The sequence below is a fragment of the Pedobacter sp. AC402 genome (assembly GCF_979252805.1).
The window spans coordinates 930,028-947,054 of the sequence record NZ_CEEDAI010000009.1; the positions used below are offsets into that span (position 1 = coordinate 930,028).

Genomic DNA, 17,027 nt, shown 5'->3' on the forward strand with positions numbered 1-17,027 from the left:
CATAATACAACTAATAAAAGTACATTGAAGTGTTTAAATATTTTATATCAAAATATTTAAACACTGTGTAATATAAACTGTGTTTTTGTTTGAGCCCAAATGATTATTTATCTTGAAAAAAAATGATATATACCAAATGCATAGATATTGATGCAAATGATTTAGAGAATTTCATATTATAGTCAATCATATAAAAATGATATATATTTTAAAATGGTTCGGATGATAATCAATACTTTATTAAGCTTATATTAAAATATAAAACATAATTAGATTATAATACTATTTTATTTTTAAATATGTCAAGTCTTTTTTTAATAGTTTTTGAATGATCCCTGATTGTGTTTTATTATTTAATTTATCCTGTATGTCACGATTGATATTATCCATACTTTGGGCAGAAAGTACCCAATTCATGGGGGCTTTTTTTTCTTGTGCAGTTAAAGGGGCATCAATTACGAATCCACTCCCGTTTTTGTCTAAAAATTGCATAATTTTAAATCTACTAACCTTGCTATTTCCTGCCCGTATATGAGTTACAACATTCAACACCTCTAAAAGCTCATTACCAAAATTAATGTTTGGGCTAGTTTTACTTTCTTCACTAAATAGCAAAGTAATTACAATTGGGGTTATCTGATTAAAATATGGTGATTTACTTTTTAGCAATTCTAGCACCTCTAACATAGAAGCACTTCCTGTATTTTCTACGTATCCCCCATCTAAATAGTGTAAGCGTGGCTTTAAATCTTCACCGCCAATTTTTGCTGCGGGAGAAAATAAGGGAAAACGTGTACTAAAATTTATTGCTGTACTATAACTTAAATTATTTAATCTATGTGTTAGCAAATCTCTCTGATTTTTAAACAATAAACTATCAGGCACGAGGTTACTTACCCAGCATTGTACTCCTGTTTCAACCTCTGTTGTATTAATTATAAATAACGGCTGACCTGGCTTAGTTTTTCTTGCAACGAAACTTCTTGAAAATATATTTTCCTCTTTTTCATCAATCAATGATTGATAGGATTTTTCCCAAGATTTTTCAAGCGCAATAGAACGGTCAAAGAGATCAAAATGCCAAGGCAGAAATAGATTGAGAAAATCACCGAATAACATTTTACCTAATATGGGTGATAAAGAATCGCGCAGAAAAAACTTTTTAGACATTTCAACCGATTCTTCAGATGATATGTCTTTGTTGCTTTCGAAAATTAGTGCATTGTATAAACCCAAGCCAACAGCGCCTCCTGAAACTCCCGACATTGCAAAAACTGATTTTTTAAAATTAACATGATGTTCCTTTTCCAATTTATCCCCTAAACCCGTTAAAAACAAACTGGTGTAAGCTCCAGTTCGTAGGGCACCACCTTCTGCACAAATAAAAACAACCGGGTACTTATTAGGTTGTTTATTTTTTGAAATTTGGTTATCAATGCCTCCTTTATATTTTACAAACCAAATATTAAACTGATTTACAATAGTTTCGCGATCGTGGGATTTATGTTTTTCCATACGGACCGGATGGTCTTGATTATAAATAGAGCAAAATAATAAAATAATAATTAACAGAAAGCGTAGGGAAATTTTCCATTTTTTAAGTTGCGACTTATCCAGATATAGAAGTCCCATATAAATACCAGTATAACAAGCAAATGCAAAACAAATTAAAGCAGGTGCTCCTAACCAGGAAAAAACTGGCCACCACCCAGGTATAAAGCAAATTAAAATAAACAATAAGAAAGAAATTCCGGCAAATAGTTTAATTTGTTTGTGCAAGCCTTTATAAAATATTGATGGGATCTCGTAAGTCCATTTATATACTTCTCCTCTGCTTTTTAGTATTTTTTCTTGATCAATTAATTTAAATGCGGCAGGAACAATCCGTGTTTCAATCAGCACTTTAGGATTTTGCGGAAATCCCTCTGTAAAATCATTTGTGGACTTTGTAAAATACTTTGAGAATGCTAACAGGTCTTCTTTATACGGCCCTTGAAAATTAGAAGGTTTTGGTAATGCAAAAAAATAAAGTCTTCATATATTCCATATAATTTTCTCAGATATTTCTGTTCCTGATCGGGCAAAGATCGTTCTCCAAGCATTGTTTTCAAATAAATACCAGCACTAGCCTTACCCGATTTACGAAAATATTTATTGGACAAAAAAGACATCAACCAATAAAGGAAAATAAAACATATACCAAAACACAAAAATCTTGGGATTTGATCCATGTAAGTGGCTGTAAACATACTCCAAATCATTCCAATAAAAACAATAAACGATGGCCATAATAAAAAAACTGCAGCAAGCAATTTTTGAACTGTTTTTCGCCAGATCACCCTATCATCACTTAGATTTTTGCCCGAATTATCGGAAATGTAAATTGCATAACGAACACTGAGTTCTGAAACCATACTCCATGCAGTAATTCCAAGCATCAAAAATATGAGGGGCCAAAAATTCCAAGTAGATAAATTCTCAACAACAAGTAAGAGTGTATCTCTTCCCTGCGGTAGTAATAAAAAAATAAACCCTACTAAAAAAGCTGGTAAGATAACAAAACCAATACATGATGCTACCGCAATAAAATCATGAACCAATACCCTTAGCGTTAAACGTTTAAAACTGAAGCGAATTTCGAATATTCCTTTTTCGAAAGCAGGAACAAAGCTTTGGAAAACTAGTTTTATAAAATCATTCAAGGTATAAAAATTTAGATTAATCTAATATCATTTCATCATTTCCAGAATATCCGTTAACATACAAAGTATAACCAGAACTAGTAGCAGGAGTGAAAGAAATATTATTAATAGAAATAATATCATCTGGACTACCAACGATATTTGAAGAATTGACGGAAGTAGCACCAGCGCTTAATGAAATGTAACGACTATCAGAAAGCTCCTCAAAACCTGAATTATTTGATATAGTAAACTCTACCAGTACATTAAGGTCACTTGTTATTGCTCCATTATCTGCATTTAATGTCAGTCTTCTAGCGGTTTGAGAAATCCTGAAGTTTTTAGAAAAAGAACATGTTCCTTTTTCTATGACAACCCCATTGGGACTAATCCTGACCCATATTTTTTGTCCAAACTCATTATAACTGATGTATGAATAGTCTATATTAATTATATGGTAAAAATCAGAGTAATAAACATATAATGTATCACCAATATTAACCGAGCCGGAAATATTAGTAGTAAATAGCCCAAAATATTCTTCACCATTTGGTGTTAGCGTGCAAGCTTCGATTGAGGAAGAATAATTTGCAAAAGCGTTTGGATCCAGGAGATAATAATTTGGTTCGACACCTAATATAATTTCTATAAAACCATCATCCATCCATCTACAAACTCTGTTGCCGGCAAGGATAAATATAGGTTTACGAGGATAACCGCTACTATCTAATGAAGGATATTTTTGAGTAGACATTCCTTTGATATCGGACATCCATGATGGTATACTTAATGCTTTTTCAACATTCCCAGTTCCGTTATTTATATGGACTCTAAGATATCCTCCAAAAACAGAAATTAACTTTTTAATACCGGTTCCTACATTGAACGGCACCCATATAAAAGCAAATGGCACATAAGGTTCAGATCGAGCATTTTGGGTATGGAAAGTATCAATCTGTCCATTATCGAGCCTATAGGATCTGTAAAAATAATTAAAATTACCACTTTCAGCAGTTACATAATTAGCTCTTAAAGTTCCTATGTCAGTATATTGTATAAACATATCGTCATATCCAGACAAGTCATAACTATTATTGGGATAATTATTACTGAAGTTTAAACTTCCATTAGTTAAGTTGGCAGTTCCGATAGTTACTGGTCTAGAACTACCTGAAGAAATCAATCTACATGACACTAATGATTGAATACCGGTAGCAGCTGAAAATACTTGACCAGAAACATGTACAGGTATATCGAAACCTGTTGCATTTGCGCTGCTCAAGCAATTAATTATAGTTGTTAATAAATTATTTCCTGGCGTACCAACCGCACTACAATATACAACCCTTTTATTACCAGAATCCGCTATCATCAAATAGTCATTTACTATATCTACTCCAAGCGGACTATTAAGCTGATAACTACCGGCTCCTGATTCTCCATTACCTGCGATTACAACTCCTTTTCCTCCAGCTATAGGATACCTTATAACGCGGTGTTTGTCTTTTTCGGATATAAACATATACTGTTCATTATTACAAATCATAAAAGCACTGCTATCCGGCACACCTATATTGGTATATAGAGGTTTAGATACAAGTTCATTCTTTAAAACCAATTTTTGATCTGATGGAATCTCATATATTTCAATTAACGAAGATATTTCTGCTCTAGTAAGACATTTATCATTGTTAGGTATATTTTGATTTTGTTTTAGCGTAAATACTTGTGCATTAACAGCCTCTTGCAAATTATTGCCAGAAACAGCTTGGTTTCCTGTTAAGCTACTCCAACTCATATGCCTTGTTTTAAATAATTAATTTCTTTTTGTAATCGTTTAACATCATCTTCTAAATTAGCCACCTTTGCAACCAAAACCTGGGTATAATTTAATGAAAGGATACCATTACTGTCACTTTTAACAGTATGTGGCATTGAGTTCTGTACTTCTTGTGCAAAATAACCAGTTTCTAATTGATCATGTTTAAAATAAGTGTGAGATTTTATATTTCTGGCATCAAATAGCTGATCGGTTTCTGTTTTTAGCCGCTGATCTGAAGTATCATAAAAGCCTCCGGATGCACTTACCATCCCATTAATAGTTGTTTTATTGTTTGTAATCTGCAATGTATCCTGGCCATTACCTGTTTTGAATACAAAGCCTCGGTTGCTGTTCGTCATCCTGAAGTACATATTAAAATCATTACCACCATCAGCTGAAAGATTACCGCCATAAATTGTGGTTTCTCCCATCCAGATTGAGTATGCACCAGCAAAGCCACTTTCCCAAAAACCTATGCCATTCCCATTACCAGCGGTAACGTTAATGCCACTCTCATTTATTTTAGTACTTCCCACCCTAAATTCAGCGTCCGTTCTCCAGCCCCCATCATTTTCGCAATAAGAGCCCCAAGCTCCTCCTACTGTTAGAAATCCTATCCTGTTGCTATTGGTATGTAAAATCCTAGTCGCATCATCAATATCATGCATTACTATTGACGATGATCCTTTACCATTGCCTACGTGTACTTCTCCATCTGTTCTAACAAAAAGCAGAGGATTGTTTCTGTCACCAAAGTGGAAGCCAACAGCATCTAAATTACTAGCAGCACCCCCAATTCTGATAGTATGCTATACCATATTCAGGATCTGAATGTAATCTCCAGATATTATTATGCCCTTGGGTATAGGCTGTGTTCTCAAAACCTCCATTACTGCCTGTACCCGCAATCACTTTCCCGTCAAAATAACCATTACCATTTTCTAAATTAATGGCTGAGGTTACATTTCCATTTACCCTAAATACAACACTATGAGCATTCCCATATTTTGTACTATATTGATAACCAATTCCATACATATTCTGTATAGTTGCCCAATTATCACCAATGGTCCAAATAATTTTATCAGAATTGCCATTTTGATCATAATCACCTGCCATCCCCCTAAAACTCGTAGATTTAAATGAGTCATTATTAACGACCATTCTACTTGCATTTACTTCATTGTTAACTAGAAAGGATTTTCCATTGTAGACCTTTACCCAAGTACTATCCTCCATGTAAATGCCGCCTTGATGAGTTTCATTTATCCATCCAGAATTTCCGTTACTTCTAAACCAATTTGAAGCACTAACAGCACCTGCAATACCGCTATCATAACCAGTCCAAATTCTTCCCCCTGAAGTAAATATCTGGCCATAGGTATAATTAGCTGAAACATCGTTAGCTCCATAAACGTTATTGGCAATAAAATTTTGATAACCTGTTCCTGGATTGTCTTTGATGGCTATCCTACCATCATTTTCAATAGTTATCTGGCTGGCTGTTACTCCTCCCCAATGAAAGGCCAGCCTTGGTGCTAAAAAGCCCGTGTTTGCACCATGTTGACTTTCTCTTAATTGAAGTGCGGCATCCGAATATAATGTACTAATATTTGTTTCACTCCACAATTCTGCTCCTCCGTAATTACGGATATATTGTAACTGCAACTGGCTGGTGTTGGCTTTCGAATTTGGGTCAAAATTATTTGTTCGCCAAACATCCTGCATATTGTACAACGCCTGATTGTTTGACCACCATTGAACATTGCCATCAGCAGTCCAATGCAAACCTGTGTCGCTATCACCGATCGCCAAAGTAACCGTCGGCTCTGAGCCTAATGCATCGGATGCACCTAGAAAGGTATAACCATATGCTTTAAATCGTCCTTTAGACTGTAATTTACCGTCAACAACGAATTCTGCAAAATAATTATTTGCTCCGCTGCCGTATTGAAAAGGGTTTCGGGCAGAATTTACATTAGCACTTTCCAGATATAGAACATTAGTACCAGTTGGGTCTAACCTAAACTGTGGCCCACCAGAACCACATCTATGGAAGGCTAATGTTGGTGAAGCATCTGTTATCTCAGATGAACTATTTACAATTTCGATACTATTGGTTGTCAAAGCCGCTCCAACCCATGAATAATTACCACTATTTGACCCATAATTAAGCCAGAGCCTTTCAAAATTAACATTGTTATTAGTAGATAGTCTCTGGTTTTCTTTCTCTTGGGTCCAAACATTAAAATTACCTGAGTGTAAAATGGAATACACAATACCTACTCTATAACGATAGGTTAATGTTTGATTTGTTGCATCACCATCCCAAAGTCTATGCTTTTCTCCTAATGTATCCTGCCATACCAGATCGCCGATATCATTACCCCCGTTTGAACCCAATATTAAATCGGCACCACCGTTAATAGTAAGTCCGGCAAAATTGGCTTGGTTATTTGTACTTAACCGCTGGTTTTCTAAAGGCTGATATGCTCCGTCGAATGAATCTTTAAATGCCAACTCTTTCCAGCTTGCAGTAATAGGATTTGATCCACTACCATAACCGCTACGGATAAAATGTCTGTTCGAACTATCACTAACCAATTGAGTGGTAACATTAGTTGTGTGAAATACTGCCAGGCTACCATAGATACTACCGTTAGGTACATTTGCCCATCCGCCTGGATTATCAGCTGAATAAATATCATAAAATCCCTGAGTTACCTGATTATTCAGATTTTTACTTTCAAAACCTCTTTCCCATCCTTTAAAATATCCAGAACCATCAGAACCTAATCCCAAAAACACCTTAACAGCAGAAGAACTATATAGCCTGTGGTAGCCATCATTATCATAATCTCCATAAAGGCCTCTTATCTGTAAAGTACCACTACCATCAATATTGGAAGATGCTCCTGTCGTATTGATGTATTCTGAAAATAAAAATCCATTGCCATCTCGGTAAGCTAAACTATTACCTATTGAGGAAGAATTCGCATTTAAAAAGGCGCCACTTGCTAACCCTAAAAAACCTTTAACAGATTCTGGTGTGAAAGCCCAAATAAATTCATCACTCCCTTTAGCACCATATATTACAGATGGAATTTCATTTTGCGCATAATCTTTCGATGATGTTCTGATAAAGCCAGATGAATTATATTTAACTAATTGATTTCCCTGAAGAGGATCGTTTCCTCCACTTGCATTTAAATATGCCGCATTTCCTAAGCCTAAAAATTCCCGCACCTGTGGAGCGTAACCCAATTTAAACTTACCATCCCCCAAATCACGTACTGCAATAGCATTTATTGGATTTCCAGTATCCGAAATATCTGTGTTAAAGTTTGCTAACCATCCACCCCATCGCTCTGCATCTGCTGCATAATCCGCACGATAAACATTAACACCAGCGCCATGGTTAGAATGTAACTGCCAGAAAGTACCATCCCAATTATTCTCTAACCAAAACGTTCCTTGATGTGTTGTTGACTGTAATTTTGTAGCATCCTGACCAAAAGACAATATTCTATCCCAATTACCAAATGATCCTCCTGATTTAGACCTCGTCCATAATTGGCCATCGGCGGAATAGATTAATTGGTTAACATACAATGGGTTATTATTTGTAGAAAACTGTATTCCCTGCCCCCAACTATTTACATTCGGCTGGTTTAAAGTGTTTGAACTTAATGATTCTAGCAACTTAAAGCCAGTAACATCGTCAAAGTTGCTTACCCCATATGTTTTCCAATTATTTGAAAAATCGGCTAAAGTTGCATACGCAACATTAAAATTAGCAGGATTGTAAACATACATATCACTTGGGGCATTACCTCCCCATAACCAATTGGGTTGTCCATCTTGGCCTGCCCAATGAAAACGCATGTATGAACTATCATTATCGATTTTTTCAGCAAACTGTGAGGTCGTTGCAGTTGTAGCATTACCAGTTATAGAGGAGGACAATACATCACCATTATTTAAATAGGCAAGTGAGCCTAATCCTAAGTTATTATTAAAATCGCTTAAATTGGTTGGCCGGTCGGTAATGTTTGCCCATATATGGGAATGTTCTATATTGCTTTTGCTTGCTGGATTAAAATTCCCTGCATTCCAAACCACCCAGTCAGCGACAAAAACTCCGTTTGGATTGCTAATTCCAGCAGGGTTTAACGCTCTAAAAGATATTCTGTCGAGAGGGGCGTCATTACCAATTTCTATTCGAAGTTCCTGATTTTCGCTGGATAGTTCATCATTAACCCTCGCAATATATATTCTTGCTTGATCTCCGCCACCACCAAAAAGATCATTCCCAAAAAGCAGGCCATCAGGAGTATTGATCTTAAATGATGGTGCCTCTATTTGACCAGTAAATACATCCCCTGTTAATTTAGCAAACCATTCTTCAGCTTGGGGTTTGGTTATCCAGTTCCCATAATTACCTAGGTCATTTATAAAGTGTGTTAGGTTTGTCGGCTTTCCTGTCACCCCACTCCAGTTTACTGTTGCTGCATTGCCGCTAATATCGATCGCCCAAACGCCAGCTGCATTCGAGCCATTACCGTTCGCCTTGCCATCCAATGCAGCCTGTTGAGCAGCAGAAACAGGCTTGGCTGCATCACTCGTGTTATCTACGCTCCCTAAACCGATATCTCCCTTGCCCAGCATTACAGATCCCTGCTTCCCGTTTATGCTGGTAACCTTATTGTTATTGTCTACACGTTCCCAAACATTACCGTTGGAGATGATCCAGTCGCCTATATTCAGTTCCAGTCCCTGCTGGCTGCCCGCAGCAGCTACCACATAATATTTGCCCTTGTTCCCAGCAGCAGCCGGAAGCAATGGGTTGTTACCTGCAGCATCATAGTTGCCCTGATAGTTCACACTACCGAGAAGTGCTTCGCTCAACTGCGCCAGAGGAATCTTGCCATTGCCATCAAGTGTGGCAATGCCGTTGCCCTGCCCTTTTTCTGATTGGCCAACCTTACCGTCAAGTTCGGAACGGAGTCCCGTAACCGTTTCTACGCCCTGAACTCCGGTATGGTGTTCACGTGCCAACAGGGAGCTATCACTCTGGTTGGAAGTTGCACCGTCCTGGATACCAGCAAGCTTGTCTTTTTCTGCGCTTGAGAAATCTTCGGTGGAAAGTTGTTTGCCAGCAACCTTGTCAACCTTGGTTCAAAGAAGCTCGTTTACATCCAACATATCCGCCTTCAATGCCAGTGCAGCCTGTGCAAAAGTGCTCAGCGGCTTGTCCAGATCAGACGTATTGTCTACATGCCCGAGCCCTACATCGTTCTTATCAAGCACAACATCCCCCGATAAAGGCTTGCCGTTTACCTTTGTGGTATTTAAAACAACCTGGTCAATATTGGCCTTTTGCGAAAGTGCTGCCTGGTTATTGGCATAATGATCGGAGATCTCGCCTTCCAGACGGTCGCGCATAAGCTTTACCAGTGCACGCAGTTCGATACCCTGGGTTTTGTTCAGGTTGGGCTTTAAAGGGCCTGATGATTTAATGACATCATCAATATAGCCATCTTCAATTGGTGGTATGTTCGACATAGTTTTTCTCTATCGGGTTAACGGCACACCACAGCTCCGAGAAGCCATGGCACTTTACTTGTATTATAGCCTATGGGCTAATATCTTAGTCTCTTTAAAATGCTAATCGTTTGCCTTAAACACCTCTAACAGCCTGCCTTTGGCAAAAACGGTAAGCTGCTTGTGGTTTTTGATAAAGCCCTTTAACAATTCGGCATCTGTATTGTCAAGCTCAACCTCGCCATCATTGAAGATCTTGATCGCCCAATCGAAGAATTTGATCGGCTCGCTCACACCCTCGTTTGCCTGTGCCAAAATATTGCTTAAAAGTTTGTTCAGGGTTTCCCCTGATTCCGATCCATCTAGATTTAATAGCGGCCTGTTAAAATTTACTTTCATGTTTTTATTCTTAATTATTTTCATTGATTAAAAACTTAGTTAGACCTGCTTTTCAAAAACTTTATCTCGTTTTCTAACATGTTGATTTTCGCAATAAGTACCTCAGTATAATTAACGGAAAGCGTACCATCTGCCTGCTCTTTTACGGCATCAGGCATAGCTTTTTTAACTTCCTGAGCTGAATAGCCATAATGTACCTTATCATCTCCATTTTTCCATTTAAAAGCTATCGATTCGATTTCAGAAACATCAAACTTAGAATCGACAACTGTTTTCAGGTTAATATCAGAAGTATCGAAAAATCCACCGGTTGCACTTACCGATCCATTGAACTTTGCACTTCCGCCAGTTGTAAACCGGATTGTTTCTTGAAAACTACCTCCGGCAGTTGATCCAAAAGAAAAATAATCATTTTCCGCGATATCATCAGAAACAGAGAACTCCATCCTTCCATTATTCCCCCCATTAGGTGCTTCGAAATGACGGATAAAAGCTGGATCATTTCCATTTGACGACATACCAAAAGTTAATGTTCCATACGGGCCTGATTTATCTATCGTTATATTATCCAAAAATCTAGCTCCATTATCAGCCCAAAACGCTTTATTTCCATGAACACGTACCCACGTTGGATCAGACATAAAAACACCGCCACCAAAAGTTTCGTTGTACCAGCCTGATGCACCATTACTTCTAAACCAGTTAGAAGCACTCACCGAGCCCGCGATACCACTATCAAAACCGGCAAATACGCGTCCTCCACCAATATAATTGTCAGCGATCCAGCCGCCATCGTTATTACAATACGCACCCCAGCCACCACCAGCATTTAGGAACCCAATTCTATTTGAGTTACAGTGGATATCTCTTTGCTGTTCGTCAATATCTCCCATGGTAATCCTGGATGCTCCTTGGTTATAACCTATTTTAATATCTCCATGGAAATAAGTATAGCCCTTAACGTAAATATCACCATTAGACTCAATCGACAGCCTTTCAATCCCCCGGTTAGTACCAGTATCCATACCTGAATAGAATCTGATATTGCCTCCGGCTTGTGCAGCAATGATAGATAGCTGAGCACCAGTACCATTATAATCATTTGTAATGCCATAGTGTTCAGCAGTACCGTTCCAAAATGTCCAATACTTGGCAGAAAGATTATATCCTATCCCTATATCCGCAAAGTCGATCTTAGCGACACCGCCATCAGAACGGGTATTAATTGAACGTAATTCATATGTACCTATCGAACTTGCTCTAAATTTTTCGTAACCAGTACCTGGATTGTTGAATACAGAAACGGCGCCATCAGACTCTAGCATTAGCTGACTAGCCACTACTCCAGCCCAATGAAATGATAATCTTGGTTTAACCTGTGGTGCTCCGCCCATGTTGCCCTCTCTAATTACCAAACCGGCACTATTGAATCCAGTATCTGTAGTACTACTAGAGGCTATATTTAAAGAACCAATTAAACTATTACCTCTATTATAGGCCAACTGCAATGTGGTTGCTTCGTAAGCAGATACACCAAGGCCCAAATCATTTCTCACTTTGCCAATATCAGCACTTGTGTACACATCGTAGAAACCGTTCCAACTAGTATCAATACCTTTTCTAATGCGGAGCATTGGTACCCCTTCGGCGTTAGGGCCGGTTGAACCAAATATTAGCTGATATGACGCATCGCCCGTACTGGCTGTAGTACCGGACCAAGGAGAATAGGTCATAACCCCAGCATAATTACCTCCTACACCTACATTTGCCGCATTGGCGAAATCAAATCTTACCCGATTGGGATTATTCTGTGGAAAAATATCATTGGGTTGACGTGATCCATCTGGAGAATTCACATAATTGCTGGCATCAGCTGTGCCAGCAGTATTTGCTCTACCTACATTAACAGCCGCACCATGATTGGAATGCAATTGCCAATAAGTACCATCCCAATTATTTTCGAGCCAAAAGGTGCCATAATGTGATGTAGATTGAAGTTTACTATCTTCAATCATATGTCCGTTAACCCTATATCCCCCTTTAACATCCCACGAACCACTTCTAAAATCGTAATACCCTTTAATGTTACCTAAATGATCGGACATTCCCATTCCCCACCATCCTCTAAACCTAAAATTATAAGAATCATAGCTTGCCTGATCTCCATTACCTAATTCGAATCCATTAAACTCACCTACACCTCCAATTTGAGTATTTCCACTTATCTGAAGTCCACCATCGATAACCAATTTATTGAAATAGTTATTGTTTCCTCCACCATAAGTAGCACCGCTACGGGCCGAATTTGCATTAGCACTTTCAAGATATAATACATTTGTACCTATAGGATCTAACCTAAACTGTGGCCCCCCTGATCCGTACCGATGAAAAGCCAATGTTGGTGCCCTGTCAGTATAAACATTACCACCACTTGTTACAATTTCTATACTTGTTGTTGTAATTGCAGCATCCGTCCAAGAATAATTATTAACGCTAGCTTCACCATAAGAGCTCCATATCCTATTTAAATGCGTTTCGTTAGCAGTTAAATTTCTAAATGATGGGTCCTGGTTTGCATTCAGGTTTAAAAAACTCTTAATTGAAGCCGGATCATTTAAATTGTATAAAAGATTACTATTGGAATAATAGCCTGTTATACCATCTCCTCCTCTTTGGAAACCTGTATCATTATCACCAATGGCCAATGATATTGTTGGTGCTATTTGGCCATCGTACATATTTACGCCAATGGCCTGTGTTGTTATGGCACCACCATTAGTTATCAACTGAAAACTTAACTGATCATGCGTAGCAACTTCTTTCCATGCTTTCCACTCACCGGTGATATCAAATTTGCTCCGTAAATAAAAATGATCAACAGAACCATAATGAGAGGCCAATTGTAAACCTCTCGGACTTCCGGATGGCGTTTTAAAATTAACTATTAAATTATATTGCTGCCCAAATGGAACATTGGTAGAGCCGCCATAAGATTCCTGAACAATAAAATCAGATAATGTATTTAAGTCTATATCGCCTGCTGCTGTACTCCATTGATTATCTGTATTGAGCCCCAGCCATGATTTGATTGTATTTCTATCTGCCGATCCAGAATTATCGCCCTGACCGTTTAATATGTGCAAGTAGGCTATTTCGCTACTGTTTACAATGCCGGCCGTCCTGCTTAATCCAGCCCATTTATCAGTATTTGAAGAATGGTCGGCAAGCCTGGAACTGTCAACACGGACCCCATATGTATTAATGCCATTCCATCCCATTAAGACAGGGTTAACACCTCCATCAGCAAGTACCTGAGGGTTGTTTCTATCAATTGATGCTCCTGTCGGTGAAGTTCCCGCAGAGGCATCAAAAATAACGTGACCGCTACCGTGCTGTTTCCACCTCATGTATTTCGATACCTGGATATCTGCATTTACATTGGAAACATCAGAATAAATTTGACTTCCGTTATAATCTAAAAAGGCTTTAACAGCATCGTTATTAAAAGCCCAAACAAAGTCATCTTCTCCTTTGGCCCCATATAAAGTTTTTAGCCCTCCTGATTGAAGGTGATCTTTAGCGGCAGTTCTAATAAATCCCGATGAATTATATTTTACTACATGACCAAATTGAATTGCCTCGTCACCACCGCTTCCATTTAAATAAGCGGCAGAGCCTAAGCCTAAAAATGTTCTTATTCCGTTTGCATTAACTTTCCTTAAGTAACCATCAGAACCATTATATGCATACAATGCACTGGGAATAAAACTTTCAATGGTATTATCACTTGCATTGAAAAAAGTTGAAAAAATGTGTCCAGCTTCGTTGCGCTGAACAACGGTATGGTTACTTGGCAACATATCAACGTTTAGATGTGCCGCACTACCAAGTTCGCTTGATTTAACCAAACGTTCCCATGCGCTGAAATTATAATTAATCCCATCGTATGTAGTCCTGCTCCTAACATGAACATCGGTAGTTCCATATGTTGTCATCATTTGAAAATTCCTACCTGGACTACCGATACTGATGTAGGAAAAATTATTGCTTTGTGTATCGCCAACAGGCGTATTGGACAAAATGCCTCCAGCAGACTCAATTTCGTATAAACCAGAAGGAAGATATTCATTCATATCTCTTGCTCCAGCCAAGTATTGGGTATTGGCCTTCCCATCTAAAAGGGCAGATACGTAAGCATTTTTAACCCCTATGAATACATCCTGAGCTCCCATCGCAGCATTTCCATCACGAGTTACGACCTGATTTACAGCTGTATGACCAGAATTTGCATTTAAGTATGCGGCACTACCTAAACCTAATATGTTATTTTTAAAGAAATTATTACTTGCCCAATAGGCATCACCAGTTCCTAGTTTCCCAACCAATACCTTATCGATATCAGCCACGTCTTGAGGTGTTGCACTTAATGATAATGTACCGGTTAGCGTTCTGCCTGTGTTCTGTATCGCTGCACTCACCAATAATGCCATATCAACCTGTCCGTCTCTGGCATGAATAACAACCGTTGGTGTATCATTATTTATAATATTTAGAAACCTTACGTCTGATGAAGGCCTAACATCAATAAATTCTCCGTTACCTTGAATGAAAGAGGCATTTGCAACCCCACGTAAATCAATTTTAGGAGTTGAGACATATTCATTTAAAAATACAGACTGGAACTGTACCGCATTTGAATTAGATAGCCTTTGATTTTCTAAGGGTTGGAAAAGACTAGCTAAATTGTTAATACCTAATTGTTGCTTTACATGATCGAATGTATATCGCCTGATATAATTATCGCCATTACCACCATACATATATCCCAAGGTACCATAGTTGGTTTGGTTATTCGATTCGGTAATTGCGAAAACATGCACCGCATTTGCAAACATATCACCACTGGAATCTCGCTTAACCACTGTATCTCCAACGGATGAAACAGAAGCATTTAAATAGGCTGCATTGCCTAGTTGTGATGCTGAGATAATTCTATCCCAACTGGTATATTCAGCTCCTTGCTTAGTTCTTGTCCATAAATTTCCATTTACAGTAAAAACTAACTGATTAGCAAATGTTGGATTATTATTTGTTGAAAACTGGATTCCCTGTCCCCATTTTCCTCCGATAGGTTGATTAATGGTTGTCTCGCCTCCTGCTTCCAAAAGCTGAAAGCCGACTGGCATATCAAAATCATTAACAATACTTCTGTTCCAATTTGCAGCATTATCGGCATTAATAGCATGAGCCACATTAAAATTTGCAGGATTGTAAACATACATATCGCCAGGTGCATTACTACCCCATAACCAATTGGGTTGTCCATCTTGGCCCTGCCAGTGAAAAGCCATATCAGCCGCACCATTACCAAGCCTGTCGCTATAAGCTGAACGGCCGAATATATTTACATTGAGCGTATTGGAACCTAGATTGGAGCCGTTTATAGCTGTAAATATCTGGTTGCTGTTTAATATACTTACCGTATTGGCATTGCCGTTGATATCTATGCCCCAAAGCCCTGAAACATTTGATCCATTGTTATTGGCCTTACCATCCAATGCAGCCTGTTGAGCAGCAGAAATAGGTTTGGCTGCATCACTCGTATTATCTACACTGCCCAGTCCGATATCTACTTTGCCAAGCATTACAGATCCCTGCTTCCCGTTTATGCTGGTAACCTTATTGTTATTGTCTACACGTTCCCAAACATTACCGTTGGAGATGATCCAGTCGCCTATATTTAATTCCAGTCCCTGCTGGCTGCCCGCAGCAGCTACCACATAATATTTGCCCTTGTTCCCAGCAGCAGCCGGAAGCAATGGGTTGTTACCTGCAGCATCATAGTTGCCCTGATAGTTCACACTACCGAGAAGTGCTTCGCTCAACTGCGCCAGAGGAATCTTGCCATTGCCATCAAGTGTGGCAATGCCGTTGCCCTGCCCTTTTTCTGATTGGCCGACCTTACCGTCAAGTTCGGAACGGAGTCCCGTAACCGTTTCTATGCCCTGCACTCCGGTATGATGTTCACGTGCCAACAGGGAGCTATCACTCTGGTTGGAAGTTGCACCGTCCTGGATACCAGCAAGCTTGTTTTTTTCTGCGCTTGAGAAATCTTCGGTGGAAAGCTGTTTGCCCGCAACCTTGTCAACCTTGGTCGAAAGACGCTCGTTTACATCCAACATATCCGCCTTCAATCCCAGTGCAGCCTGTGCAAAAGTGCTCAGAGGCTTGTCCAGATCAGACGTATTGTCTACATGCCCGAGCCCTACATCGTTCTTATCAAGCACGACATCCCCCGATAAAGGCTTGCCGTTTACCTTTGTGGTATTTAAAACAACCTGGTCAATATTGGCCTTTTGCGAAAGTGCTGCCTGGTTATTGGCATAATGATCGGAGATCTCGCCTTCCAGACGGTCGCGCATAAGCTTTACCAGTGCACGCAGTTCGATACCCTGGGTTTTGTTCAGGTTGGGCTTTAAAGGGCCTGATGATTTAATGACATCATCAATATAGCCATCTTCAATTGGTGGTATGTTCGACATAGTTTTTCTCTATCGGGTTAACGGCACACCACAGCTCCG

Annotated in this window: 8 protein-coding genes; all 8 read right to left on the reverse strand. The window is 38.8% G+C overall.

Going from position 1 to position 17,027, the window contains the following annotated elements:
* Window positions 1–282 precede the first annotated feature (282 nt).
* The gene (locus AC0IWE_RS14925) at window positions 283–1,902 is read right to left on the reverse strand and encodes a patatin-like phospholipase family protein (RefSeq protein WP_471793677.1); all 1,620 of its coding nucleotides are present in this window, start codon (window positions 1,900–1,902) and stop codon (window positions 283–285) included.
* Between the two features lie 65 nt (window positions 1,903–1,967).
* The gene (locus AC0IWE_RS14930; RefSeq protein WP_471793678.1) at window positions 1,968–2,702 is read right to left on the reverse strand and encodes a hypothetical protein; all 735 of its coding nucleotides are present in this window, start codon (window positions 2,700–2,702) and stop codon (window positions 1,968–1,970) included.
* A gap of 16 nt (window positions 2,703–2,718) precedes the next feature.
* Window positions 2,719–4,479, reverse strand: coding sequence for a hypothetical protein (locus AC0IWE_RS14935; RefSeq protein WP_471793679.1), 1,761 nt, complete (start codon window positions 4,477–4,479; stop codon window positions 2,719–2,721).
* Window positions 4,476–5,171 (reverse strand): hypothetical protein, encoded by a 696-nt coding sequence (locus AC0IWE_RS14940; protein WP_471793680.1) that lies wholly within the window; start codon window positions 5,169–5,171, stop codon window positions 4,476–4,478. Before AC0IWE_RS14940 ends, AC0IWE_RS14935 begins: the two co-directional genes overlap by 4 nt.
* A 112-nt stretch (window positions 5,172–5,283) precedes the next feature.
* Window positions 5,284–9,561 (reverse strand): pyocin knob domain-containing protein, encoded by a 4,278-nt coding sequence (locus AC0IWE_RS14945; protein WP_471793681.1) that lies wholly within the window; start codon window positions 9,559–9,561, stop codon window positions 5,284–5,286.
* Window positions 9,562–9,681: 120 nt separating this feature from the next.
* Complete coding sequence (locus tag AC0IWE_RS14950; RefSeq protein WP_471793682.1) at window positions 9,682–10,068, reverse strand: hypothetical protein; 387 nt, start codon at window positions 10,066–10,068, stop codon at window positions 9,682–9,684.
* 102 nt (window positions 10,069–10,170) lie between these two features.
* The gene (locus tag AC0IWE_RS14955; protein WP_471793683.1) at window positions 10,171–10,470 is read right to left on the reverse strand and encodes a hypothetical protein; all 300 of its coding nucleotides are present in this window, start codon (window positions 10,468–10,470) and stop codon (window positions 10,171–10,173) included.
* An 11-nt stretch (window positions 10,471–10,481) separates the two neighbouring features.
* A complete protein-coding gene (locus tag AC0IWE_RS14960) occupies window positions 10,482–16,988 on the reverse strand; it encodes a tail fiber domain-containing protein (protein WP_471793684.1) in 6,507 nt (2,168 codons plus the stop codon).
* Window positions 16,989–17,027 lie beyond the last annotated feature (39 nt).